This is a genomic window from Citrobacter portucalensis, assembly GCF_002042885.1.
Classification (GTDB): domain Bacteria; phylum Pseudomonadota; class Gammaproteobacteria; order Enterobacterales; family Enterobacteriaceae; genus Citrobacter; species Citrobacter portucalensis.
This window is the reverse complement of sequence record NZ_MVFY01000003.1, coordinates 269,906-290,673: the sequence shown is the minus strand read 5'-3', so window position 1 is coordinate 290,673 and position 20,768 is coordinate 269,906. Positions and strand designations below refer to the sequence as shown.

Genomic DNA, 20,768 nt, shown 5'->3' with positions numbered 1-20,768 from the left:
ACCCGCTTTGTGATTAACGACGACCTTCAGCAATAGCGGTAACGGCTTGTAATTCAGCGGCTTCCTGCTCTTGCTGTTCCTGGCGCTCACGCACGTCGAGGATCTGGTTGTTGATCAGACCTTCTTCGATTTCGCGCAGCGCGATAACGGTAGTTTTATCGTTTTCTTCCGGTACGAGCGGATCCTTTCCGCCTACCTGCATCTGACGAGCGCGACGCGCGGCGACCAGTACCAGGTCAAAACGGTTACCAATTTTCTCTACAGCGTCCTGAACAGTTACGCGTGCCATACTTAAAATGCTCCACAGGTGAAGAAATGACTGGGCATGATACTGAATGTGGGTTCAGTCTGCCAACAGTTTGCTGATTAAAGCGTCATGACGCTGCTTTTGGCGGCTCATGCGCAGACGTTCGGCGCGAATGATGGTTTTCAAATCGCCCAGGGCGGTGTCGAAATCATCATTCACAATAAGATAATCATATTCGGCGTAATGGCTCATTTCTGCAACAGCTTGCGCCATACGTTTCGCGATCACGTCTTCGCTATCCTGACCGCGGCCCCGCAGGCGGCGGTCCAGCTCAATCTTAGACGGTGGCAAAATAAAAATACTGCGCGCATGCGGCATTTTTTCACGAATTTGCTGCGCACCTTGCCAGTCGATATCTAAAAAGACGTCTACGCCGGATGCTAATACTTGCTCAATGGTTTCACGCGAGGTGCCGTAGTAATTACCGAAAACCTCCGCGTGTTCCAGGAACGCGTCTCTGCCAATCATGGTTCTGAATTCATCATGGTTCACAAAGAAATAGTGTTCACCGTGCACTTCCCCCGGGCGCGGTGCGCGCGTGGTGTGCGAAACAGAAACCTGGGTGTCATACAACGGTTGGGTCTTTAATAAAGCCTGAATCAGGCTGGATTTACCCGCGCCACTGGGGGCAGAAACAATATAAAGCGTGCCTTGAGCCATGAGTATCTTAATGTATGTGATTGTCGAAAGAGAGCCTACATACGGGCTTATTATACACGTAGCCGCTATGTGACGTAGCCCTTGTCACACTTTTTGCGCATGTTTATTGCGTTTTGCGTACCAGTTTCCTGTTTTATCGGTGATTTGCAGCAATACATGCAAATGTCCGGAAAGCTGTTCGCAGGATGAATTTTTGCCGCTCTGTTTCTATTTCACTTCGCGCTATACCTGCCGGGAAACGTATCGTTCAGCGGAGATAGCATGGGATTATGGAAATGCATAGGGCTGGTTTTACTGGTGTGGCATTTACCTGCGTGGGCGGTATGCCCCGTCTGGTCGCCTGCCAGGGCAAACGAGGAAATTTCACGACTACAGCAGCAGATTACACAGTGGAATGACAGTTACTGGAAACAAGGGGAAAGTGCCGTAGACGACGGCGTTTATGACCAGCTCAATGCGCAACTAATTCAATGGCAGCGCTGTTTTGGCGATGAAGTCCCACCAGATCTGTCTGTGCCCCCAATAAGTGGCACCGTCTCGCATCCAGTTCCCCACACGGGCGTTCGAAAACTTGCTGATAAGCAAGCGCTACAGCAATGGATGCTCGCTCGCAGCGATCTCTGGGTGCAACCGAAGGTGGATGGCGTGGCGGTGACGTTAGTCTATCGCAATGGCAATCTGGTACGGGCGATTAGCCGTGGTAATGGCCTGAAAGGCGAAGACTGGACGCAAAAGGTTCTGCAGATCCCTTCCGTACCACATTCCACCAAGGGGAAACTCGCTAACAGTACGTTGCAGGGTGAGATATTTTTGCAGCAAGACGGGCATATTCAGAAGCAGAGAGGGGGAATGAACGCCCGCTCGAAGGTTGCTGGATTAATGATGCGCCAGGGCAATCCGGAAATGTTACGCTCGCTGGCAATTTTTATCTGGGCCTGGCCTGATGGTCCGGCGGTCATGCCTGAAAGACTGGAGCAGCTCACGGCTGCCGGGTTTAGTTACACGCAACGTTATACTCAGGCCGTGAAGAATGCGGATGACGTCGAAAAGTCGCGCGCCAGGTGGTGGAGTTCAGCATTACCTTTTGTGACGGATGGTGTCGTGGTGCGAACGGCAAAAGAACCACGGGCACAGTATTGGCTACCCGGACAGGGTGACTGGCTGGCGGCGTGGAAATATCCTCCCGTGACGAGGGTATCTGAGGTTACTGGTATTCAGTTCTCCGTTGGTAAAAGCGGGAAAATTGCGGTGGTTGCATTGCTGACTCCCGTCATGCTGGATGATAAACGCGTACAGCGCGTCAATATTGGCTCCGTCCGACGCTGGAATGAATGGGATATCGCGCCTGGCGATCAGATTCTGGTGCGCCTGGCTGGACAAGGGATACCCCGTATAGACGAGGTGGTCTGGCGCAGCACTCAGCGTACTAAGCCAATACCCCCCGAGGGGCGCTTCAATTCATTAACCTGTTTTTATGCTACAGCGGAGTGCCAGGAACAGTTTGTTGCCAGACTGGTCTGGCTGGGCGGCAAAGAGGTGCTGGGGCTGGAGGGGATCGGCGAGGCGGGATGGCGAGAGCTCAACCAGGTGTATCGCTTTGAACATATCTTTTCTTGGCTTGGGTTAACTCAGGAACAGTTAGAGTCTGCACTTGGTGTAATCAAAGGGGAGAAGCTGTGGCATCAGTTCAACCTGTCGCGCGATCTCCCGTTCACGCGCTGGGTGATTGCCATGGGAATACCGTTAACACAGGCAACGCTAAATGCCAGCCGGGATGGTTCGTGGCAGCAATTAAAAGAACGCGATGAACAAAGCTGGCGGCAGCTCCCTTTCATGGGAGAACGGCGGGCACGGCAGGTTATTCAATGGCTGGAGGATCGAGAGGTCACAGCGCTGAGCAACTGGTTAGCTGCTCAGCGGATCGCGGGCTTTATGCCTTAATGGCCTTCGTGGCGATAGTAAAATACCGGCAGACCTAACTTCAGGCGCAGCGCCAGTAATCGGGCGGTAAAGCCGAAGAGCAGAGTAGAGATAACCACTACATCATGACTGGAGACATAATGCTGTAGCACGATGTACAACACAGCAGCGGCGAATGATACGCCAGCATACAACTCTTTCTGGAACACTAACGGGATGCGTTTGCAGAACATATCGCGTAATACGCCACCGAAGACGCCGGTCGTGACCGCAGCGACCACGGCGATAATCGGTCCATGACCCATATCCAGTGCCACCTGAGCACCGATAATAGAAAAGACCACAAGGCCCAGCGCATCCAGTACGAGGAATATTTTGCGCAGATAGGGCATGACGGGAGCAATAATAGTGGTGAGTACCGCAGCGGTCGCCACGATAATGACGTATTCAGGGTGCTTTACCCAGCCAAGAGGATAGTGGCCGAGAAGAATATCGCGTACCGATCCGCCGCCAATGGCCGTCGCGGTGGCAATGATGATGACGCCAAATGTATCCATACGACGACGCCCAGCAGCAAGCGCACCGGTCATGGCTTCGGCAGTAATACCAATTAAATATAAAACGTGTAACAGCATGCATTCCCCCTGATTTGCTGGGGGCTAAGGTTAACGATTTGTGCGCCTTGTCACGATTGAGATTTTCTAAGGTGAAGTGATTTTAATAACTACAGCTAATGCTGGTTTGGCGAAAATGCCATATGATATGCGATATCATGATATTAATGATGTTGATAAATGATGAGAAAATATAATGCGTAGTGAGAGGTTATAAACATGCTCATCGGAAAAAACGCGTAGCGCCGCCGTTTACTGGCGAGCCACGTATGATATTTCATCAAACTATCCCCCCGACCATAGGACAAGTTGACACTCTAGAAGCCATTAGGGACGTCATCCTGAGTAAACTCTGATATGCAGCGGCTTCTATTCTGAAAAATGGTTCCCCTCAGCTATCGCCTCTATGCGTGTAGGCGCATTTACAGCAAAATTTTCAGCATTAAGTGAGTCGGAGTGATAGACATGAGCGTAAGAGAGGAAATTCAGGATGGCAGAGAGGCTGGAATTTTAAGAAGCGGGATAATCTACACCGAAGTTTTGGGGTGGGTAGATATGGGACACGCTCGAGGAGATGATGTCAGAAAGTTACTCTCGGATATGCATCAAGGCGAGCATTCAGGAAAGGATTATTACGATGTAAAATACACTCAAAGCATGGGAAGAGGAGGCCTCACAATTGGGAAGTTTATCAGATGGAGAATTAGAAAAGGGCGCAGCTTATTTGAACGATATAGTATAGCGCTTTCCATGATGATGGCGCTTGCTCATCGTTTTGAAGGTTTACAGTCAAATTTCCCCTTTTATCTTTACACCGACAGCGGTTTCAGTGGTGAGGATTTAGTATCCGATTTGCTGGGATTCTACCGCGTCTTCTCATATAGTAACCCATTCCCGCTATTGCAGCCCGTCAGCAAAGAGGAAGCCCTCAGACGTTGGGATTATTATGGTCCAATCGGCTCTTTTAAAAACACCTCATTCCAACCGATTTTATTTCCCGAACCGATGAAATCAGCTTTAGCTCTTCCTGTAAAAGGTGTTTTACCCTCATTCATGAGAACAGTGATACCTTACAGTGACTTCAGTTCTGGTAACGTTAAAATAGTTTCCAGAGATGGAACGGTCGTTAACTGGTAAAAAAGGGAAACATATGAAACAGGCAGTCATAATAGTGCTGATGGTAATAGCTATATGCAGCTCTTATTTCTGGCCTAATATTAAAATGAGACTTGCAGGTAACGCACAATATTCAGAGTTTGATAGAGCCAAATATGATTATTACACTCCCCAAGTTTTAAAAAAAATGCCGAGAATATCCCAAGTGTATGACTTTAATTATACGAACATTTCTGGCCCTAAGGCTGATGTATGGAGTGTGACGTTCTATAATACCAAGGATACGTGGAAAATTAGTGAATATCTCTCAATGGCGGGCTATGAAAAACAGGAAAAATGCGATATAGAGGCAGAATGTTGGCGCCTCAGGGGATCTGATGAAGTACTGACAGTTGTGAATATGAACAGCAGCAACGCTGTTCGGGTTGATATTCTGAAGAGTCTTTATAACGACAAATATATGCCAGATAAATAATTACTCCAATTTTATATCAATCAGCACTTATTGGCGGTAGGGATAGCCCGCATTTAGCAGGCTATCCTGTGCTTTACGATAGCATAGGTATGGTACGCAAAATTACTCGATATTCTGAATCTGCTCGCGCATTTGCTCGATCAGTACCTTCAGTTCAATCGCGGAATTCGTCACTTCGGCATTGATAGACTTCGATGCCAGAGTGTTCGACTCACGGTTGAATTCCTGCATCATGAAGTCCAGACGACGGCCAACCGCCTCTTTTTTCTTCAGAATGTTGTAGGTTTCTTTGACGTGGGCTTCCAGGCGATCTAATTCTTCCGCCACATCGATACGTTGCGCCATCAGCACCAACTCTTGCTCAAGGCGGTTATTTTCCAACTGCACCTGGGCGTCTTCCAGTTTGGCTACCAGACGCTCGCGCTGCCATTGCAGGATTTCCGGCATATGAGCACGCACTTTTGTGACTTCAGCGCTGACGCCTTCCAGACGCTGCTCGATCAGCGCTTTCAGCGCCTGACCTTCGGTTTCACGCGCAACGATGAAGTCATCCAGCGTACCGTCAAGCGCGGCGAGGATTTCGGCGGCAATGGCGTCCAGATCCTGCTCCTGGGCAGCCATTACGCCTGGCCAGCGCAGGATATCAACCGGGTTGATTTCACCTTCATCGCTCTGCATTTTGACCCAGTTAGCAGCGCTAACGAGCTGTTTAGCGAGTTTTTCATTCAGAATCAGCTCGCCTTGCGCGCTGGCATCAGGCTCAAAACGCAGGGTACATTCGACTTTACCGCGCGTCAGACGCGTGCGAATACGTTCGCGAACAACGGGTTCGAGACTACGGAACTGCTCCGGCAGGCGAAAATAAGTTTCCAGATAACGCTGGTTTACCGAGCGCATTTCCCAGGTTGCGCTACCCCATTCACCCTTGATTTCACGCCGGGCGTAGGCGGTCATGCTGCGGATCATAGACGTTCCTGTTTTTAAAGATGAGATGGGAGGATTATAGCCATCCACGTCTTGTCAGGATAGGAATAACCGTCGGAAGTCCGTATAATGCGCAGCCACATTCGTTTCAAGCCGGAGATTTTATCATGCGTCCAGCAGGTCGTAGTGCCAATCAGGTGCGTCCCGTCACCCTGACCCGTAATTATACAAAACACGCTGAAGGCTCCGTGCTGGTCGAATTTGGTGATACCAAAGTGCTGTGTACCGCTTCTATTGATGAAGGCGTCCCACGTTTTTTGAAAGGTCAGGGCCAGGGCTGGATCACCGCAGAATATGGCATGCTGCCACGCGCCACGCACACCCGTAACGCCCGTGAAGCGGCGAAAGGTAAGCAGGGCGGCCGTACCATGGAAATCCAGCGCCTGATCGCTCGTGCGCTGCGCGCCGCCGTTGACCTGAAGACACTCGGTGAATTCACTATTACGCTGGACTGTGATGTTATTCAGGCAGATGGCGGTACGCGTACTGCATCGATTACTGGCGCATGCGTTGCGTTGGCGGATGCGCTGAACAAGCTGGTGGCGAGCGGTAAGCTGAAAACTAACCCGATGAAAGGGATGGTTGCCGCGGTTTCCGTGGGGATTGTCAATGGTGAAGCGCTCTGTGATCTGGAGTACGTTGAGGATTCAGCGGCAGAAACTGACATGAACGTGGTGATGACTGAAGACGGTCGCATTATAGAGGTTCAGGGTACGGCGGAAGGCGAACCGTTCAGCCATGAAGAACTTCTCACCCTACTGGCATTGGCCCGAGGGGGAATCGAATCCATTGTAGCGACGCAGAAGGCGGCGTTAGAAAATTGATTTTAAAGGCGACTGATGAGTCGCCTTTTTTTTGTCTGTAATAAAGTGAGATGAGGAGCGAATCCATGAAACCGTATCAGCGCCAGTTTATTGAGTTTGCGCTTAGCAAGCAGGTACTAAAGTTTGGCGAATTTACGCTGAAATCCGGGCGCAAAAGCCCCTATTTCTTCAACGCCGGGCTGTTTAATACCGGGCGCGACCTGGCACTGTTAGGCCGTTTTTATGCCGAAGCGCTGGTGGATTCCGGTATTGAGTTCGATTTGCTGTTTGGCCCTGCCTACAAAGGTATTCCGATTGCGACTACTACGGCTGTAGCACTTGCGGAACATCACGATAAAGATATGCCGTACTGCTTTAACCGCAAAGAGGCGAAGACCCATGGCGAAGGCGGTAATCTGGTAGGTAGCGCACTTGAGGGACGCGTGATGCTGGTGGATGATGTTATCACCGCAGGTACGGCTATTCGTGAGTCGATGGAGATTATTCAGGCGAATGGCGCCACTCTGGCGGGGGTACTGATTTCTCTCGATCGTCAGGAACGCGGTCGCGGCGAGATTTCCGCGATTCAGGAAGTGGAACGCGATTATGGCTGCAAGGTGATTTCTATCATTACCCTGAAAGATCTGATTGCGTATCTGGAAGAGAAGCCAGAGATGGCGGAGCATCTGGTGGCAGTACGGGCCTATCGCGAAGCGTACGGCGTTTAAGAACTGCCGGATGGCGCTGCGCTTGTCCGGCCTACGTAACTCCGTAGGCCGGACAAGACGAAATCGCTACTGCAATTGAGCGGCAACCAACGGCCAGCGGGTGTCAAAATCATCCGTTGGGCGGTATTTAAATTCACTACGTACAAACCGGGACAGCATACCTTCGCAGAAAGCCAGTAACTGGCTGGCCAGCAGCGTTTCATCCACGGTGTAGCCTTCACCTTCACGCATTCTTTTTTCGCGCAGAACCTGGCGCAACTGCGCTTCAATGCGCTCAAAAAGTTGGTTAATGCGACCTTGCAGACGGTCTTGCTCGAACATCAACGCGTGTCCGGTCAGAATTCGTGTCAGGCCTGGATTACGCTCACCAAACCCTAAAATCAGCAGAACGATCAGACGCAGACGCGCGTTGGTGTCTTTTTCATCTTTCAAAATCAGATTGATACGCGTAATCAGACTATCTTCGATAAACTCAATCAGGCTATCGAACATACGGGTCTTGCTGGGGAAATGGCGATACAATGCCGCTTCGGATACGCCAACTGAGGCTGCCAGCTTTGCTGTGGTGATGCGTTGGCTACCATCGCTGGACTCAAGCATCAGTGCCAGAGACTGAAGTATTTCTTCGCGACGATTCCTTTTCGCAGTTTGCTTTTCTACCATGTTACAAAATACCCCTGAAAATAAGCTCTTGCCAGGCAGGCATCCACACAGCGACCGCAAACTGTTGTTTGCGGTGTGTTATTGCGTTATTACGCTATGGGATGCTTTTCTGCGGGTTACTTGCGCCCGGAATGGCCGAAGCCACCTTCGCCACGATCGGTGGCTTCAAACTCTTCCACCAGATTAAATTCAGCCTGCACGACCGGTACAAATACCATCTGCGCGATACGTTCGCCCGGCTCAATAGTGAAGCTGTCCTGACCACGGTTCCAGACGGACACCATCAGTTGGCCCTGGTAGTCGGAATCAATCAAACCAACCAGATTGCCCAGCACGATACCGTGCTTATGGCCCAGCCCGGAGCGGGGGAGCATTACCGCTGCCAGAGAAGGATCGGCAATGTGGATAGCTAACCCGGTTGGCACCAGCGTTGTTGCGCCCGGCGCCAGCTCTACGGCGTCATCAAGACAAGCACGCAGGTCAAGTCCGGCAGAACCAGAAGTGGCGTACGTCGGGAGCGGAAATTGTTGCCCTACGCGCGGGTCCAGAATCTTAACGTCGATTTTTTTCATCATAACGGGTCACGATCTCGTCGAGTAATAATTGGCCCAGGAGTTCTTTACGCTCAAGCGGTAAGACTTTGTCTCCATCCTGCCAAAAAAGGTGTAATGCGTTGCTATCGCTGTTAAACCCTTGAGTTGACAGCGAAACGTCGTTCGCACAGATCACATCAAGGTTTTTGCGGATGCGTTTTTGCCGGGCATATTCTTCCACATTATTTGTTTCGGCGGCAAACCCAACGACAAAAGGACGGTTAGCATCCAGTGCGGCAACACCGGCGATAATGTCCGGGTTTTTGACCATTTTTACTGTTAATTCATCACCCTGCGTCGCTTGTTTTTTTATTTTTTCGTGGGCGACAGTTTCAGCGCGATAATCAGCGACTGCAGCGCAACCGATAAAAATATGCTGTTGTTGAACCGCAGATTGCACAGCGGCTTCCATTTCCAGCGCGGTCATCACATCAACCCGCTGAACAAATGGTGGTGTGGATAACGAAACCGGACCCGATACCAGTGTGACGTTTGCACCGCGCTTTGCGGCAGCGGCCGCGATCGCAAACCCCATCTTCCCGGAACTGTGGTTGGAAATATAACGCACGGGATCAAGCGGTTCACGCGTCGGGCCCGCCGTAATCATGATGTTGAGATGTTGCAGATCGTTGACAGGTGAAAAATGTTCTGCCGCCATATCCACAATCGTTAACGGATCCAGCATACGTCCAGGGCCGATATCACCACATGCCTGACTACCGCTGTCAGGACCCCAAATGAGCAAACCGCGTGAGGCAAGAATACCCAGATTGTGCTGGGTCGCGGCAGCGCGATACATCTGCTGGTTCATGGCTGGCAGTACAGCAACAGGAGCAGGCGTTGCCAGACAAATCGTTGACACCAGGTCGTTGGCCATACCTGCGGCGACACGAGCAATCAGGTCTGCTGTAGCGGGTGCCAGGATGACCAAATCGGCCCATTTTCCCAGCTCAATGTGGCCCATCGCGGCTTCGGCTGCGGGGTCAAGCAGGCTGTCGGAAACGGGATAACCTGAAACCGCCTGTAAACTCAGGGGAGTAATAAATGCTTTTGCCGCTTCGGTCATCGCCACGCGGACGTCAGCGCCGCGTTCCCGTAAACGACGCACCAACTCAGGGGTCTTGTACGCAGCAATACCACCACTGACGCCAAGTACGATTTTTTTACCGGCCAGGCTCATCATGATCTTTCCTGTTGGGTTTCACCAGAAGGCGGATATTTTATCACAATCCGCAATTTGTCGTGCTTTTGACCGTACTCCACTTTGCGAGGCGCTACGAAGAAGTGAAAACAGCACGTCGATTCACCGTCGGTGTTATGCCACTATGCGGACGCGAGAGGAGGGAGAAGCATGGAAAATACAGGAAGTATGATGCCCCGGGAAAAGCTGTTGGCGCAGGGGGCCAGTTCTCTGACCGATGTTGAGCTTTTGGCTCTTTTTTTACGTACCGGCATGCAGGGTAAAGATGTGCTTACGCTGGCGAAAGAGATGCTTCAGCATTTTGAGTCGCTGTATGGTCTGCTGTCTGCTGATTACATGGATTTTAGCTATGTTCAGGGAATCGGTATCGCGAAGTACGCACAGTTGAAGGGGATTGCGGAGCTGGCAAGACGCTACTACAACGTGCGAATGATAGAGGAGCGTGCTCTACTTAGTCCGGAAATGGCGCGTGAATTTCTGCAAAGTCAGCTTTCGCAAGAGGAACGCGAGATCTTTCTGGTGATCTTTATGGATTCTCAACATCGCGTGATTAAACACAGCAAACTTTTTTCCGGTACGCTTAGCCATGTCGAGGTGCATCCGAGAGAAATTGTCCGTGAAGCGATAAAAATGAATGCTTCTGCGGTGATCCTTGCGCATAATCACCCTTCGGGGTGTGCAGAGCCGAGTAAAGCAGATAAACTCATCACCGAGCGTGTTGTGAAATGCTGTCAGTTCATGGATATCCGGGTGCTTGATCATCTGGTCATTGGGCGCGGAGAGTACGTTTCTTTTGCGGAACGCGGTTGGATTTAACGCACTTTACGCGATCCATCGGGATCTTTGTCTGTTCGGGACTTGAGCACATCGCTGACTCAGCGTATACTACGCCACCTTTGAGAATCTCGGGTTTGGCATTTGGGCCTGGCAATCGAGAGTTCGCAAATACGCAAAATCATTCTTGTTGCGTCCAATGACGAGGCAACATTGAAAGATTAAGTGTATTGAACTGCGATAACCGGGCTGAGAAGCCTGACGAGGCGCCAATACCCCATACGAAGCTCGAGCTAATTTGATTTTTGGAGAATAGACATGTCCCGAGTCTGCCAAGTTACTGGCAAGCGTCCGGTGACCGGTAACAACCGTTCCCACGCACTGAACGCGACTAAACGCCGTTTCCTGCCTAACCTGCACTCTCACCGTTTTTGGGTTGAGAGCGAGAAGCGTTTTGTCACCCTGCGTGTATCTGCTAAAGGTATGCGTGTTATTGATAAGAAAGGCATCGAAACAGTTCTGTCTGAACTGCGTGCCCGTGGCGAAAAGTACTAAGTACTAAGAGGAAATAAATCATGGCTAAAGGTATTCGTGAGAAAATCAAGCTGGTTTCTTCTGCTGGTACTGGTCACTTCTATACCACTACGAAGAACAAACGTACTAAGCCGGAAAAACTGGAACTGAAAAAGTTCGATCCAGTTGTTCGTCAGCACGTTTTATACAAAGAAGCGAAAATCAAATAATTTTCGTTTTGATGTAAAGAAAAACCCTGCCTCGGCGGGGTTTTTTGTTTTCTGGCCGTCCCCATATTAATGAGACCTGACATACCGCCGGAGATACTATGCCTGAATTACCTGAAGTCGAAACCAGCCGCCGTGGTATTGAGCCGCATCTGGTGGGGGCAACGATTATGCACGCGACGGTGCGTAACGGTCGTTTGCGTTGGCCAGTATCTGAGGAAATCTATCGTCTGAGTGATCAACCTGTCCTCAGCGTACAGCGGCGCGCGAAATACCTGCTGCTAGAACTGGCGGATGGCTGGATAATCATTCATCTGGGGATGTCGGGTAGCTTGCGTATCCTTCCTGAAGAGCTTCCGGCAGACAAGCACGACCACGTTGACTTAGTGATGAGCAACGGCAAAGTTCTGCGTTATACCGATCCCCGTCGCTTTGGCGCCTGGCTGTGGGCTAAAGAACTGGATGGACATAATGTACTCGCTCATCTTGGCCCTGAGCCGCTGAGCGACGATTTCAACGCCAATTATCTACAGCAGAAATGTGCGAAGAAGAAAACGGCGCTTAAACCCTGGCTGATGGATAACAAGCTGGTGGTGGGTGTGGGTAATATCTACGCCAGCGAGTCGCTATTTGCGGCTGGGATTCATCCTGACCGTCTTGCGTCATCATTGTCGAAAGATGAGTGTGAATTGCTGGTACGCGTAATCAAGGCGGTGTTGCTGCGCTCTATCGAGCAGGGCGGGACGACGCTGAAGGACTTTCTGCAAAGTGACGGTAAGCCTGGCTATTTTGCCCAGGAGCTGCAGGTCTATGGGAGAGAAGGTGAACCTTGCCACGCATGTGGCGCACCGATTGTTGCGACAAAACACGCCCAGCGTACAACGTTCTATTGTCGTCGCTGTCAGAAATAGTTTCATTGCTGGCCGGATGCTGCATCCGGCCTGGTGCATTACTTCAGTTTACTCATTAACGCCTGATGGACGTTTTCCGGCAAAAAGTGCGTCACGTCACCCTGGTGGCGGGCAACTTCTTTCACCAGTGACGATGAGATAAAAGACCACTCTTTAGATGGCATCAGAAAAACGCTTTCCAGCTGTGGCATGAGGTGGCGGTTCATATGGGCCAGCTGCATTTCATACTCAAAATCGGCTACCGCGCGCAGGCCACGGATCAGAATGTTCGCCTGATTATCACGGGCAAAGTTTGCCATCAGATCGCTGAATCCCAGCACTTCCACATTGCCAAGATGCGCCGTTGCCTGTTGTGCCAGCTCAACGCGCTCTTCCAGAGTAAACATCGGCTTTTTACTGGGACTTGCGGCTATTGCCAGAATCACGTGATCAAACATGCTTGTCGCACGCGTCACGATATCGAGGTGGCCGTTAGTAATAGGATCAAAGGTTCCTGGATAAATCGCCCGTTTTTGCATGACTTGCCTCAATGCGTTTTGGGTGGCAGGTAAGGTTCCAGCAGTTGCAGCAGACGCTGTAGCGCGCCCTGATTTTGATACAGAACTTCAACTGCGTGACGGCCATAAAAATTACGATAATCTGCATCGGTCAGTAAGGAAGAGACCTCTTTCACCAGCGTAGTTGCGTCGGTGACGGTGATCAATCCGCTTGCCTGTTCGAGACGGGCGCAAATATCTTTAAAATTAAACGTATGTGGTCCCATCAACACCGGAATAGCATGCGCTGCCGCTTCCAGCGGGTTGTGTCCACCACGTTCAACCAGTGAACCGCCGACAAAAGCAAGGTCGGCAATGCCATACAGCAACATCAGCTCACCCATGGTATCGCCGATCACAACCTGAGTACCTGATGATGGAACTTCACCCGAAGAACGAGTGGTATAGCTTAGTCCAGCCTGGCGTACGAGGTTAATGGCATCCGGGAACCGTTCAGGATGTCTGGGAACCAGAATCAGTAAAAGATTCGGGAACTGATTTAATAACGCCTGATGGGCGGCAATGATGATGCTTTCTTCGCCGTCGTGGGTGCTGGTTGCAATCCATACCGGGCGGTGAGGCGCCCATTGACGACGTAATGTCACCGCTTTTGCGGCCAGTTGCGGTGTGACGGATATATCAAACTTCAGGCTGCCAGTAACGGTGACTTGATTGCTTCTGGCGCCAAGCGTAATAAAACGTGCGCCATCTTCTTCGTTTTGTGCGGCAATCAACGTAATTCGACGCAGTAGTCTGCCAACAAATTTACCTAATTTCGCATAACCAGCGGCTGAACGAGCAGAAAGACGTGCGTTGGCAATGACCAGAGGAATGTGGCGCTTATGGAGTGCCGCGATCAGATTTGGCCACAGCTCGGTTTCCATAATTAACACCAGTTTGGGGTCAACTTTATTCAGAAAACGGTTCAGGGCATCCGGTAAATCGTATGGCAAATAAATGTGCTGAACGTCAGTGCCAAAAGCAGATTGTACGCGCTCGGAACCGGTTGGCGTCATGGTGGTTACCGTGATCGGCAAGTCGGGATAACGATGTCGCAGAGCGCGAACTAATGGGATTGCAGCCAGCGTTTCGCCCACAGAAACCGAATGAAGCATGATGCCGCCAGGTTTTAGCGGGCGGCGATAAAAGCCGTAGCGTTCGCCCCAGCGTTTACGGTAGGCCGGAGCCTTACGTCCGCGCACCCAAAGCCGTATCCAGATCAAAGGCTGAATAAGGTAGAAAAGGGCGGTGTAAAGCAATTCGAGCATAATGGTAGCTGACTTATGAATGTGCTGGGGATTCTATGTATTTAACTATGGCTTTACCATCATTTTTATCCAGGTTGTATCAAAACGATGGAATTGATGAGGGACCGATTTCGCTGATGGCTATTTCAAAAATGCACATGGCCGCATTTATATGTCTTAACCTCTTGTGCGGTGTACGTTTTCTGATGAACTGGTTTCTTTTTTATCTGTATGTTTTTCATGGCTTATTTTGTATTTTGTTCAAAAAATATTCATTTCGGAATGCGTGATAATAAATGATATACTACTGCGCAATTTCAGGTAGCTAGCGGGCAGAAACGTTTCGAAAGCTCAGAAAGTCATCTTTGGATGCTTTAGGCAAGGATTACACGATTCTGATGCTTCAAACCTGACATGCCTGGCGACGCGATGCGGATATTAATGCATGAATATTGCTTTTTGTTTGTACAAGTATTTTCCCTATGGTGGGTTACAACGTGATTTCTTGCGGGTAGCGCTGACGGTTGCTTCTCGTGGCCATCATGTTCAGGTATTTACCCAGTCATGGCAGGGCGAGCGTCCGAAAGGGCTGGAGATTATACTCGTCCCCGTCACATCCAGAACGAATCATGGGAAAAACGAGCAATATTATCAGTGGGTTCAGAATTATTTAACTCAACATCCCGTCGATCGTGTCGTTGGTTTTAATAAAATGCCTGGGTTGGATGTGTATTACGCTGCGGACGTTTGCTATGCAGAAAAGGTCGCCCGCGAGAAAGGCTTTTTCTACAAATTGACTCGCAGGTACCGACACTATTCTGCATTTGAAAAAGCCGTATTTCAGCAGGGTGCCGGCACTACGCTTTTGATGTTAACCGATAAGCAAATTGGTGACTTCAAACATCATTACCAAACTGAGAGCCAGCGTTTTTGTATCCTGCCACCAGGAATTTATCCTGACCGAAAGTACAGCCAACAACCTGAAAACAGCCGGCAGGTTGTCAGAGAAAAAAACGGTATTGGTCTCGATCAGTACTTACTCTTACAGGTAGGTTCCGATTTCAAACGCAAAGGTGTGCCAAGAACATTACAGGCGTTGGCTTCTTTGCCTGATGTCATCCGCCACCGCACGCGATTGATGGTTGTTGGTCAGGATAAGGCCGATCGCTATCGCGCTCAGGCTCGTCAATTGGGGGTTGAAGAACAAGTGCAGTTCTTCTCGGGGCGAGACGATGTCGCAGAATTGATGTCTGCTGCTGATTTATTACTTCACCCCGCTGTACAGGAAGCTGCCGGTATTGTCTTACTAGAAGCTGTAGTTGCCGGGCTACCGGTATTAACTACCGAAGTTTGCGGCTATGCGGGTTATATCAACGCCGCACAATGTGGGGTGGTGATTCCTGAACCTTTTGAGCAGGAAAATCTGAATACAGCACTTTTCGATGCGCTGCAAAATAATGAGCAGAGAAGTCGTTGGGCCGGGAACGCGCGGCATTTTGCTGATACAGAAGATCTCTACAGCCTGGCAGATAAAGCTGCAGATATCATTTTAGGTCCTAAGAATGATTGAATTAAAAGAACCATTTGCCACGCAGTGGCAAGGAAAAGACCCGTTTACTGAAGTCACTAAGCTGGATGGTGAGGTTTTTCGCGCTCTGGAAACACGGCGTACCCTACGTTTTGAGATGATGGGAAAGGGTTATTTTCTTAAATATCATCATGGAACCACGCTTAAAGAAGTGGTGAAGAACCTTATATCTCTGCGTATGCCTGTACTGGGTGCCGACCGTGAGTGGCTGGCGATTCACCGCTTAAAAGAACTGAATGTTGATACTATGACAGGGGTTGCATTTGGTCAAAAAGGTCTGAATCCGTTAGAGCGAACCTCGTTTATCATCACTGAGGACCTTTCTCCCGCCATCAGCCTTGAAGATTTTTGTGCCGGGTGGGGAGTTGAGCGTCCTGATTTTGTATTAAAACGGACCATTATTACCCGTGTGGCAGAAATGGTGGGTAAAATGCATCGGGGTGGAGTAAATCATCGGGATTGCTATATTTGCCATTTTTTACTCCAACAACCGATGCCAGAAAATATTGCGGATATCAAACTTTCCGTAATCGATCTGCATCGTGCACAAATTCGTCAACATGTACCGCGCCGCTGGCGAGACAAGGACTTGATCGGACTCTATTTCTCTTCACTTGAGATCGGTCTGACGTCCAGAGATATCTACCGTTTTTTACGTGTCTATTTTTCGATGCCACTACGTGAAATCTTTCGTCAGGAAGTCAGGTTGTTTGAACAGGCTGTCACAAAAGCGCAAAAAATAAGACGAAGAACAATAAGAAAAGCGCTATAAATCACATATAAAGTTTGAGGCCATTTTATTATGAACATTGATTTCCAGAAGCTAGTTATTCAAAAACACGTCATAGACAGCTCTACGCATGAGAAGAGTAAAAAACTAAGTGTTGCGTATGGTGTCGACCGTAATTTTTTATTTGGCTCTGGCATTTCAATGACCTCAGTGTTAGTGAATAACCCTGATATTGATATTCACTTTTATATAGCAACAGACTATATAGATGACGATTATCTGGAGAGTGTAAAACGCCTGACCCAAATGTATAGTACGACTGTGACGGTTCTTGTGTTCGATAACGCGGTATTTCGTGAACTACCGAGTACGAAATCATGGACTTATGCGATGTACTATCGTTATCTTGCATTTGAATATTTAAGTACGGAGCTAAGCTCTGTACTGTATCTTGATGCCGATGTTATCTGTAAAGGTTCATTGCAAGAGCTTACGGAGATTAATTTCTGTGGGGAATATGCGGCTGTCATCAATGATATCGATGATGTGCGTATTAAATCCGGCAACAGGCTCGGCATTCCTGAACTGAGTAACGGTTACTTTAACTCTGGCGTGGTATTTGCCAATCTCGAAGTGTGGCGTGAACAGCAGTTGTTGACTAAAGCATTTTCCATTTTAGATAAACGTCAAAAAGAGCTTCTTTATTTTGATCAGGATGTGCTGAACATCTTGTTTGTCGGTAATGTTATTTTCCTGAGAAGAGATTTTAACTGTATTTATGGTGTGGATCAGGAATTGAAAAATAAGAATGATAAACTATATCAGAATTTCATCACCGATAATACGGTATTAATACACTATGTCGGTGTTACTAAGCCATGGCATTCATGGGCCAAATACCCGGTAGCCAAGTTTTTTATAGATGCCTATAAAAAATCAGCATGGGCGGAAAAATCTTTATTAAATGCAAATACGGCAAAACTATATAAACGCAAGTCACGGCATGAAAGGGCACAACGTAAATATATCCGTTCGGTGCTTAGTCATGTAATGTATATAAAAAATAAACTACATAACGTACGGTCACACTAGTTAGTTGTGCATATAATTGTCAGATAGCATATTGAAAAGGTGTAGTACATGAATTTTGATTGTCATCAGTCTATCAAGGATACCATTGAGTTCTTTGGTGCTCCAAAAGAACAAAAACCACAGCTCAATATCGCCTGGGGGGTTGATCAGAACTTTATGTTTGGCGCGGCGGTTTCGATGTCGTCCGTTTTACTACATAATCAAGATATCAATATTCATTTTCATCTTTTTACTGATTATATTGACTCAGACTATCAGCAAAAATTAGAAATATTAGCAAAGCAGTATTCAACGAATATAACTGTTTATGTGATGAATGCTGAAGGATTAAAGGTTTTGCCATGCGGGAATGCGTGGTCTTATGCGACCTATTTTAGGTTTATTGCATTTGAGTATCTTAGTGAAAAAATTGATAATTTATTATATATAGATGCCGATGTGGTATGTAAAGGGTCGTTGATTGAATTAACAAAAATTCAGTTTGAGCATCATGTGGCTGCAGTTATTCAAGATATTGATGACAGTCGTTCATATGCTGCCACTCGACTTAACGTTCCGGAATTTGTTGAGCAATATTTTAATGCTGGTGTTATTTTTGCTAATTTAAAGAAGTGGAAGGAACACCAGTTTTTCGCTAAAGCATTTTCTATTCTGTTGGACAAAACCAAGAAATTTGCGTTTCTTGATCAGGATGTTTTGAATATTATGTTTTTAGGGAAAACCATTTTTCTACCTAGAATCTACGATGCAATATATGGCATTAAACAAGAGTTAAAGAGTAAAGACACTTCTCGATATAAAGAATACATCACCAATGACACTATTCTTATTCATTATGTTGGTGTAACTAAACCCTGGAATTCATGGGCTAACTATCCTTCAGCACAGTACTTTGTTGAAGCCTGGAAGGCTTCTCCGTGGGCGACAGTTCCACTGCTACCTGCCAGAACGCCAAAACAGTACAAAAAGAAGTCACGCCATGAAAGGTTACAAGGGAAGTATTTCGCCTCAGTAATCAGTTATATTGGTTATTTGCGTGAAAAATTAAAAAAATAATAAAAAACTCCCGTAAGGGAGTTTTTTATTAACGTAATTTAGTCTTAAGGTATTTCATATACCATTTGAGAGAGGCATAGTAATTTCCCTTTTGGGCTTCCTGACGTGAGTAAACACGATAATCAGTAGGCCTCATACGTGGAGCATAAGACCGTAGTTCAGTATTTCGCCATGGCGTGAAATGATGGTAGAAAAGATAAAGTTGCTGTGAAAGCCCAGTGTGTTCTTTATACCAGGGTTTCCTTCCACCGGTGAAATGGATAATACGTGGTAGAGTATCTTTTTGAAAAAAGAAGGTCTCTTTCTGTTGTTCAGTAAACCAGTTAAATAAAAAATTCCATTTGTTATCAATAAATTTAACATTGCCATTAATAGCAATGTTCAGAGCATCTTGATCCGGATAAGGGAGATTTTTGACCCGATCGAACAATATTTGGTTGGCTTTTATTTCAATATTATGTTCAGTCCATTTTTTGATATTAATATACATAAATCCGGAGTTGAAATAAAAATCTGTCGTTAAATTTAATCGTTTCGCATTTTTGTTGCTACTATTATCAAGCGAATCATGACTGACGGCACAAATAACTTCACTAATGTCAATGTTATTAATTTCATGAATGCTGTCGAAGCACAGTGTGTCTGCATCTAAATAGATAAAAGACTCTACCTTATCCCTAAGCAGTCGTGGGACCGCTAATCGCATATAGATTGAACGGTTCAGGTGTTTGATTGCAAAGTCATTGTTATACTTTTCAATCTCTTCCTTATCGATATTGATAACCTGAATTTTATCACTGGTAGAACGCAGTTTATTGATTTCTTCATCTGTAACGTCATAGACAAAGACGAAGAATGACAGATCTTGCCCCGGGTTGTTCATTATGACAGACATAATGGACACTGCTACATATTCCAGATAATTGGCATCTGTACAGTAAGCAATGTTAATAACGTTTTTTTTGCTGTCCATTTATGCTTTCTCATTACCTTTTATATTGTCACTATCATGAAGTACCTTATCGATAGCGTCAATCACAGCTTGCTCCGGTATCCATGTTAGATATTTTTTAGATCTGTCGAGTTTATCTCGAGAAGGCATTGGATGATAATCGCCAGCCCAAATCAATATAGCTTTATCTGACCATGGCTTCCACTGTTGATAATTGGTGGCGCCAAACAGGCAGACCTGCGGTGTCTTTAGCGCCGCTGCCATATGCATAGGAGCAGAATCGACGCCAATGTACAGAACTGCATGATCGATCAATGCAGCCAACTGCAAAAAGGTGGTTTTACCTGCCAGCGTCAGATCAGGGGTGGATTGACACAGTTCAGCAATGCGCTGAACCTGCTGCTGCTCACTTAGCGCTGGCCCACAGGTAAGATAAACATGCAGACCACACCGATGAAGGTGGTCTATAACATGCGCGAATTTTTCATCGTCCCAGCATTTAAACTCTTGTCTGGCAGTGGGTTGAATAACGACATATTTTTGTGAAGGCAATTCCGGGAGTAGGGTAACTAAATGTTGATAGTCGTCAGGGCGATAACAAAGAGACATCTCTTTCTTCAGTTCTGTTTCGCTAAACCCGATACCTTTTAGAATAGATAAATTTTGTTCAACAATATGTGTTCCAATGGATGGCGTTACTCGCGTAAAAAGTCGGTTCCACTGATCTTTTTCGCGCTCAAAAGCAATTGAAGGGCAACGCAAAGACGCTATAAGAGCGCCGATCGGCCATTGTTCGGTGAGGTTAACGATCAGGTCGTAGTGATTTTTCTTCAGTTGTTTACGTACTGAAAGGTAATTTTTCACTGTTGACAGCAGGCCTTGCTTTTTCTCAATCAGATAAAAATTATTGATATCTTTATGGGCGGCTAAGATTGCTTTGGTATCTTTATAGAGCAGCAAATCGATCTTAGCTTGCGGATAACGAGCCCGAATGCTGGCTATAACAGGTGTAGTTAGCAGAACATCCCCATAAAACTTGAGCTTGCAAATAAGAATCCGGTCAACTTTTTCAAACATG

Annotated in this window: 24 protein-coding genes; 13 read left to right on the top strand and 11 right to left on the bottom strand. The window is 47.6% G+C overall.

Annotated elements, in window-relative coordinates:
* Nucleotides 1-13: 13 nt before the first annotated feature.
* Nucleotides 14-289 carry a DNA-directed RNA polymerase subunit omega gene (rpoZ, locus tag BZK40_RS06495; protein ID WP_000135058.1) on the bottom strand — a complete coding sequence of 92 codons (276 nt, stop codon included), beginning with the start codon at nt 287-289 and terminating at the stop codon, nt 14-16.
* A 54-nt stretch (nt 290-343) separates the two neighbouring features.
* Entirely contained in the window at nt 344-967 is a 624-nt protein-coding gene (gene gmk, locus BZK40_RS06490; protein WP_003024042.1) for a guanylate kinase, read from the bottom strand.
* Between the two features lie 261 nt (nt 968-1,228).
* Here gmk and ligB point away from each other — a divergent pair, with 261 nt between their 5' ends.
* Nucleotides 1,229-2,908 (top strand): NAD-dependent DNA ligase LigB, encoded by a 1,680-nt coding sequence (ligB, locus tag BZK40_RS06485; protein WP_079934354.1) that lies wholly within the window; start codon nt 1,229-1,231, stop codon nt 2,906-2,908.
* On the opposite strand, the gene BZK40_RS06480 is transcribed toward ligB, so the two are convergent.
* Nucleotides 2,905-3,522, bottom strand: a complete 618-nt coding sequence (locus tag BZK40_RS06480; protein ID WP_003024049.1) for a trimeric intracellular cation channel family protein — start codon at nt 3,520-3,522, stop codon at nt 2,905-2,907. The two genes, ligB and BZK40_RS06480, sit on opposite strands and share 4 nt — an antisense overlap.
* A 444-nt stretch (nt 3,523-3,966) precedes the next feature.
* On the opposite strand from BZK40_RS06480, the gene BZK40_RS06475 reads away from it, so the two are divergent.
* Together BZK40_RS06475 and BZK40_RS06470 are read left to right on the top strand one after the other, a co-directional pair.
* Nucleotides 3,967-4,638 (top strand): hypothetical protein, encoded by a 672-nt coding sequence (locus BZK40_RS06475; protein WP_079934353.1) that lies wholly within the window; start codon nt 3,967-3,969, stop codon nt 4,636-4,638.
* Between the two features lie 13 nt (nt 4,639-4,651).
* Nucleotides 4,652-5,092, top strand: coding sequence for a hypothetical protein (locus BZK40_RS06470; RefSeq protein ID WP_079934352.1), 441 nt, complete (start codon nt 4,652-4,654; stop codon nt 5,090-5,092).
* A gap of 102 nt (nt 5,093-5,194) precedes the next feature.
* Here BZK40_RS06470 and BZK40_RS06465 read toward each other — a convergent pair whose 3' ends face one another.
* Nucleotides 5,195-6,058, bottom strand: coding sequence for a YicC/YloC family endoribonuclease (locus BZK40_RS06465; protein WP_003024052.1), 864 nt, complete (start codon nt 6,056-6,058; stop codon nt 5,195-5,197).
* Nucleotides 6,059-6,183: 125 nt separating this feature from the next.
* Between BZK40_RS06465 and rph the strand changes: the two genes are divergently transcribed.
* Both rph and pyrE read left to right on the top strand, forming a co-directional pair.
* Entirely contained in the window at nt 6,184-6,900 is a 717-nt protein-coding gene (gene rph, locus BZK40_RS06455; RefSeq protein ID WP_003024054.1) for a ribonuclease PH, read from the top strand.
* Between the two features lie 65 nt (nt 6,901-6,965).
* Nucleotides 6,966-7,607, top strand: coding sequence for an orotate phosphoribosyltransferase (gene pyrE / locus BZK40_RS06450; RefSeq protein ID WP_020996052.1), 642 nt, complete (start codon nt 6,966-6,968; stop codon nt 7,605-7,607).
* A 66-nt stretch (nt 7,608-7,673) separates the two neighbouring features.
* On the opposite strand, the gene slmA is transcribed toward pyrE, so the two are convergent.
* The 3 genes from slmA to coaBC all read right to left on the bottom strand — a co-directional run bounded on the left by slmA (nt 7,674) and on the right by coaBC (nt 10,043).
* Nucleotides 7,674-8,270 carry a nucleoid occlusion factor SlmA gene (gene slmA, locus BZK40_RS06445; RefSeq protein WP_003827257.1) on the bottom strand — a complete coding sequence of 199 codons (597 nt, stop codon included), beginning with the start codon at nt 8,268-8,270 and terminating at the stop codon, nt 7,674-7,676.
* A gap of 116 nt (nt 8,271-8,386) precedes the next feature.
* On the bottom strand, nt 8,387-8,845 hold the full coding sequence (gene dut / locus BZK40_RS06435; protein WP_003827259.1) for a dUTP diphosphatase: 459 nt from the start codon (nt 8,843-8,845) through the stop codon (nt 8,387-8,389).
* Nucleotides 8,823-10,043 (bottom strand): bifunctional phosphopantothenoylcysteine decarboxylase/phosphopantothenate--cysteine ligase CoaBC, encoded by a 1,221-nt coding sequence (gene coaBC / locus BZK40_RS06430; RefSeq protein ID WP_095533115.1) that lies wholly within the window; start codon nt 10,041-10,043, stop codon nt 8,823-8,825. The genes dut and coaBC overlap by 23 nt, the downstream gene beginning before the upstream one ends.
* Before the next feature lie 171 nt (nt 10,044-10,214).
* Between coaBC and radC the strand changes: the two genes are divergently transcribed.
* The 4 genes from radC (at nt 10,215) to mutM (ending at nt 12,489) form a co-directional block, all read left to right on the top strand.
* Nucleotides 10,215-10,880, top strand: coding sequence for a RadC family protein (gene radC, locus BZK40_RS06425; protein WP_048227329.1), 666 nt, complete (start codon nt 10,215-10,217; stop codon nt 10,878-10,880).
* Nucleotides 10,881-11,156: 276 nt separating this feature from the next.
* Entirely contained in the window at nt 11,157-11,393 is a 237-nt protein-coding gene (gene rpmB, locus BZK40_RS06420; RefSeq protein WP_003024071.1) for a 50S ribosomal protein L28, read from the top strand.
* Nucleotides 11,394-11,413: 20 nt separating this feature from the next.
* Complete coding sequence (rpmG, locus tag BZK40_RS06415) at nt 11,414-11,581, top strand: 50S ribosomal protein L33 (RefSeq protein WP_003024094.1); 168 nt, start codon at nt 11,414-11,416, stop codon at nt 11,579-11,581.
* 98 nt (nt 11,582-11,679) lie between these two features.
* Entirely contained in the window at nt 11,680-12,489 is an 810-nt protein-coding gene (gene mutM / locus BZK40_RS06410; protein WP_079934351.1) for a bifunctional DNA-formamidopyrimidine glycosylase/DNA-(apurinic or apyrimidinic site) lyase, read from the top strand.
* A 38-nt stretch (nt 12,490-12,527) separates the two neighbouring features.
* On the opposite strand, the gene coaD is transcribed toward mutM, so the two are convergent.
* Nucleotides 12,528-13,007 (bottom strand): pantetheine-phosphate adenylyltransferase, encoded by a 480-nt coding sequence (gene coaD / locus BZK40_RS06405; RefSeq protein ID WP_003024099.1) that lies wholly within the window; start codon nt 13,005-13,007, stop codon nt 12,528-12,530.
* An 8-nt stretch (nt 13,008-13,015) separates the two neighbouring features.
* Entirely contained in the window at nt 13,016-14,293 is a 1,278-nt protein-coding gene (gene waaA, locus BZK40_RS06400; protein WP_048237015.1) for a lipid IV(A) 3-deoxy-D-manno-octulosonic acid transferase, read from the bottom strand.
* Nucleotides 14,294-14,717: 424 nt separating this feature from the next.
* Between waaA and BZK40_RS06390 the strand changes: the two genes are divergently transcribed.
* From BZK40_RS06390 to BZK40_RS06375, 4 genes are read left to right on the top strand one after another with little or no spacing between them, the layout of a single operon-like run.
* On the top strand, nt 14,718-15,842 hold the full coding sequence (locus BZK40_RS06390; RefSeq protein ID WP_079934349.1) for a glycosyltransferase family 4 protein: 1,125 nt from the start codon (nt 14,718-14,720) through the stop codon (nt 15,840-15,842).
* Complete coding sequence (gene rfaP, locus BZK40_RS06385) at nt 15,835-16,632, top strand: lipopolysaccharide core heptose(I) kinase RfaP (protein WP_048215298.1); 798 nt, start codon at nt 15,835-15,837, stop codon at nt 16,630-16,632. Before BZK40_RS06390 ends, rfaP begins: the two co-directional genes overlap by 8 nt.
* A gap of 30 nt (nt 16,633-16,662) precedes the next feature.
* Nucleotides 16,663-17,682: a glycosyltransferase family 8 protein gene (locus BZK40_RS06380; protein ID WP_079934348.1), complete on the top strand. Its 1,020-nt coding sequence runs from the start codon at nt 16,663-16,665 to the stop codon at nt 17,680-17,682.
* A 48-nt stretch (nt 17,683-17,730) separates the two neighbouring features.
* Nucleotides 17,731-18,738, top strand: a complete 1,008-nt coding sequence (locus tag BZK40_RS06375) for a glycosyltransferase family 8 protein (protein ID WP_079934347.1) — start codon at nt 17,731-17,733, stop codon at nt 18,736-18,738.
* A gap of 28 nt (nt 18,739-18,766) precedes the next feature.
* Here the strand turns inward: BZK40_RS06375 and BZK40_RS06370 are convergent, their stop codons facing one another.
* Together BZK40_RS06370 and rfaQ are read right to left on the bottom strand one after the other, a co-directional pair.
* Nucleotides 18,767-19,711, bottom strand: a complete 945-nt coding sequence (locus BZK40_RS06370; protein WP_079934346.1) for a glycosyltransferase family 8 protein — start codon at nt 19,709-19,711, stop codon at nt 18,767-18,769.
* Complete coding sequence (rfaQ, locus tag BZK40_RS06365; RefSeq protein WP_079934345.1) at nt 19,712-20,767, bottom strand: lipopolysaccharide core heptosyltransferase RfaQ; 1,056 nt, start codon at nt 20,765-20,767, stop codon at nt 19,712-19,714.
* Between the last annotated feature and the right edge of the window lies 1 nt (nt 20,768).

Coding starts and splice junctions, on each gene's coding strand:
- gmk (WP_003024042.1), bottom strand. CDS start 967: ATGGCTCAAGGCACGCTTTATATTGTTTCTGCCCCCAGTGGCGCGGGT.
- BZK40_RS06465 (WP_003024052.1), bottom strand. CDS start 6,058: ATGATCCGCAGCATGACCGCCTACGCCCGGCGTGAAATCAAGGGTGAA.
- BZK40_RS06370 (WP_079934346.1), bottom strand. CDS start 19,711: ATGGACAGCAAAAAAAACGTTATTAACATTGCTTACTGTACAGATGCC.
- BZK40_RS06475 (WP_079934353.1), top strand. CDS start 3,967: ATGAGCGTAAGAGAGGAAATTCAGGATGGCAGAGAGGCTGGAATTTTA.
- rpmG (WP_003024094.1), top strand. CDS start 11,414: ATGGCTAAAGGTATTCGTGAGAAAATCAAGCTGGTTTCTTCTGCTGGT.
- coaD (WP_003024099.1), bottom strand. CDS start 13,007: ATGCAAAAACGGGCGATTTATCCAGGAACCTTTGATCCTATTACTAAC.
- BZK40_RS06480 (WP_003024049.1), bottom strand. CDS start 3,522: ATGCTGTTACACGTTTTATATTTAATTGGTATTACTGCCGAAGCCATG.
- rfaP (WP_048215298.1), top strand. CDS start 15,835: ATGATTGAATTAAAAGAACCATTTGCCACGCAGTGGCAAGGAAAAGAC.
- BZK40_RS06375 (WP_079934347.1), top strand. CDS start 17,731: ATGAATTTTGATTGTCATCAGTCTATCAAGGATACCATTGAGTTCTTT.
- waaA (WP_048237015.1), bottom strand. CDS start 14,293: ATGCTCGAATTGCTTTACACCGCCCTTTTCTACCTTATTCAGCCTTTG.
- coaBC (WP_095533115.1), bottom strand. CDS start 10,043: ATGAGCCTGGCCGGTAAAAAAATCGTACTTGGCGTCAGTGGTGGTATT.
- ligB (WP_079934354.1), top strand. CDS start 1,229: ATGGGATTATGGAAATGCATAGGGCTGGTTTTACTGGTGTGGCATTTA.
- rpoZ (WP_000135058.1), bottom strand. CDS start 289: ATGGCACGCGTAACTGTTCAGGACGCTGTAGAGAAAATTGGTAACCGT.
- BZK40_RS06380 (WP_079934348.1), top strand. CDS start 16,663: ATGAACATTGATTTCCAGAAGCTAGTTATTCAAAAACACGTCATAGAC.
- slmA (WP_003827257.1), bottom strand. CDS start 8,270: ATGGTAGAAAAGCAAACTGCGAAAAGGAATCGTCGCGAAGAAATACTT.
- pyrE (WP_020996052.1), top strand. CDS start 6,966: ATGAAACCGTATCAGCGCCAGTTTATTGAGTTTGCGCTTAGCAAGCAG.
- rph (WP_003024054.1), top strand. CDS start 6,184: ATGCGTCCAGCAGGTCGTAGTGCCAATCAGGTGCGTCCCGTCACCCTG.
- rpmB (WP_003024071.1), top strand. CDS start 11,157: ATGTCCCGAGTCTGCCAAGTTACTGGCAAGCGTCCGGTGACCGGTAAC.
- rfaQ (WP_079934345.1), bottom strand. CDS start 20,767: ATGTTTGAAAAAGTTGACCGGATTCTTATTTGCAAGCTCAAGTTTTAT.
- BZK40_RS06390 (WP_079934349.1), top strand. CDS start 14,718: ATGAATATTGCTTTTTGTTTGTACAAGTATTTTCCCTATGGTGGGTTA.
- radC (WP_048227329.1), top strand. CDS start 10,215: ATGGAAAATACAGGAAGTATGATGCCCCGGGAAAAGCTGTTGGCGCAG.
- mutM (WP_079934351.1), top strand. CDS start 11,680: ATGCCTGAATTACCTGAAGTCGAAACCAGCCGCCGTGGTATTGAGCCG.
- BZK40_RS06470 (WP_079934352.1), top strand. CDS start 4,652: ATGAAACAGGCAGTCATAATAGTGCTGATGGTAATAGCTATATGCAGC.
- dut (WP_003827259.1), bottom strand. CDS start 8,845: ATGATGAAAAAAATCGACGTTAAGATTCTGGACCCGCGCGTAGGGCAA.